The organism is Arthrobacter sp. GCM10027362 (assembly GCF_042679445.1).
GTDB lineage: Bacteria > Actinomycetota > Actinomycetes > Actinomycetales > Micrococcaceae > Crystallibacter.
This window is the reverse complement of the sequence record NZ_JBHTML010000338.1, coordinates 1-1,967: the sequence shown is the minus strand read 5'-3', so window position 1 is coordinate 1,967 and position 1,967 is coordinate 1. Positions and strand designations below refer to the sequence as shown.

The following is a 1,967-nucleotide window of genomic DNA, read 5'->3' as shown; positions in this document are numbered from 1 at the left end:
TTCGCCGCCCACGTGCGGCAGCTGGCCCAGGCGGGCTGGCAGCCGGCGCCCGCCCGGCCGCTGCCGGAACGGGTGGTGCTGCAGACCCACTGCCACGAATACTCCGTCTTCGGCGCCGGCACCCAGCGCCAGGCCCTCGCCGCCGCCGGCATCGCCGAGGTGGTGGATGCCGCCGGGTGCTGCGGAGTGGCAGGCAATTTCGGCTTCGAGAAGGAGCACTTCGAGGTGAGCATGCAGGTGGCCGGGCATGCCCTGGCGCCGGCGCTGCGCGGGACCGGCGCGGACACGGCAGTGCTCGCCGACGGCTTCTCCTGCTCCATGCAGGTGAAGCAGCTGGACCCGGACCGGCCGGCGCTGCACCTGGCCCAGCTGCTGGACCCCGGTCCGTCCCGGAATCCCGGTTCCGGCCCCTGACCACCGGGCCGGACCCTTGTCCCGGGCTCCGGCTGCGGGTACGTTGTTGGGAATTCGCCGAACACTGTGGCGGGAACCACCGCGAGCCCGGGAGGCGCCGTGAGCGACAGCGGCAGCACCGAGATGCCGTTCTCCCCTGACGAGTTCGCGGCGCGGCTGGCTGCGGTCCGGCAACGGATGGCCGGACAGGGGCTGGGCGCGCTGCTGGTGGCGGACCCGGCGAACATCTACTACCTGACCGGATACAACGCCTGGTCCTTCTACGCTCCGCAGCTGCTCTTCGTCCCCGCCGAGGGGGATATGGTCCTGTTCAACCGGCAGATGGACGTGGCCGGCGCCCGGCGCAGCACATGGCTGGCCGCGGAGAACATCGCCGGCTACCCGGACAGCTACGTGCAGCGCCCGCACCTCCACCCCTTCCACTGGGTGGCCGCTGCCCTGCGCCGGCGGCAGCTGATCGCTCCGGCCGCCGGGAGCTGCGTAGGGCTGGAGATGGATGCGCACTTCCTCACGCCCAAGGCCTACCGCGTGCTGGCCAACGCCCTCCCCGAGTGGACCCTGGTGGACTGCTTCGAACTGGTCAACTGGGTGCGCTCGGTCAAATCCCCGGCCGAACTCGAGCTGATGCGCCGGGCCGCCGTCATCACCGACAACGCCATGGCCGCGGCCGAGGAGGCCATCCGCGCCGGCACCCGCCAGTGCGATGTCGCCGCCGCCATCAGCCACGCGCAGATCACCGGCACGGAGGAATTCGGCGGGGACTACCCGGCGATCGTGCCGCTGCTGCCCACCGGGCCCGCCGCGGACACTCCCCATGTAGCCTGGAGCGACGAGCGGCTGCGGCCGGACGAAGCCGTCATCGTCGAACTGGCCGGAGCCTGCCGCCGCTACCACGTCCCGCTCGCGCGCACCTTCATCCCCGGCCGGCCCACGGAACGGCTGGCCCGGCTCGCCGAGGCCACCGGCGACGGCCTGAACGCGGTGCTCGACGTGATGCGGGCCGGGGTGCCCACCCGCGCGCTCTCCGCAGTGTGGAACCGCGCCATCTTCGAGTACGGCTACGAAAAGGAGTCCCGGCTGGGCTACTCGATCGGGATCGGTTATCCGCCGGACTGGGGCGAGCGCACCATCAGCATCCGCAGCGAAGACGAGACGGTGCTGGCCGAAAACATGACCCTGCACCTGCTCTGCGGCATGTGGATGCAGGGCAGCGGCTACGAACTCTCCGAGTCCGTCCGCGTCACGGCCACGGGGGTGGAAACCTTCACCTCCTACAAGCGCGGCCTGCTGCTGGTCGACGGCTAGGACCCGCGATGACCCCGGGCAGCCCCTCCCCCGCCGAGCAGGCAGTGCTGGCGCAGGTCCGGCCGGACGAAATCGAGGTCCTGGCCGCCCGGCTCATCGATGCCGGCGGAGGGAACCCGGGCGGCACCGAGGCGGCCACGGTGGCGGTGCTCGAGGCCGAAGCCCGGCGCCTGGGCTTCGAGGCCGACGTCCGGCCGGTGGCCCCGGGACGGCCGAACATCCTGGCCACCCTGGCGCCGGAGGCACCG

1 protein-coding gene and 2 pseudogenes are annotated in these 1,967 nt (G+C 72.2%); all 3 read left to right on the top strand.

The genetic code is table 11. The features are described 5' to 3' along the window. A pseudogene (locus ACFQ36_RS22410) lies at positions 1–414 on the top strand (FAD-binding oxidoreductase); the annotation flags it as partial. Between the two features lie 123 nt (positions 415–537). Beyond that, entirely contained in the window at positions 538–1,719 is a 1,182-nt protein-coding gene (locus tag ACFQ36_RS22405) for a M24 family metallopeptidase (RefSeq protein ID WP_377017730.1), read from the top strand. Positions 1,720–1,727: 8 nt separating this feature from the next. Next, positions 1,728–1,967: pseudogene (locus ACFQ36_RS22400) on the top strand (M20 family peptidase); the annotation flags it as partial.

What these genes read in the sequence shown, in the direction of transcription:
- ACFQ36_RS22405 (WP_377017730.1), top strand. Translation starts at nt 538, where the DNA reads ATGCCGTTCTCCCCTGACGAGTTCGCGGCGCGGCTGGCTGCGGTCCGG.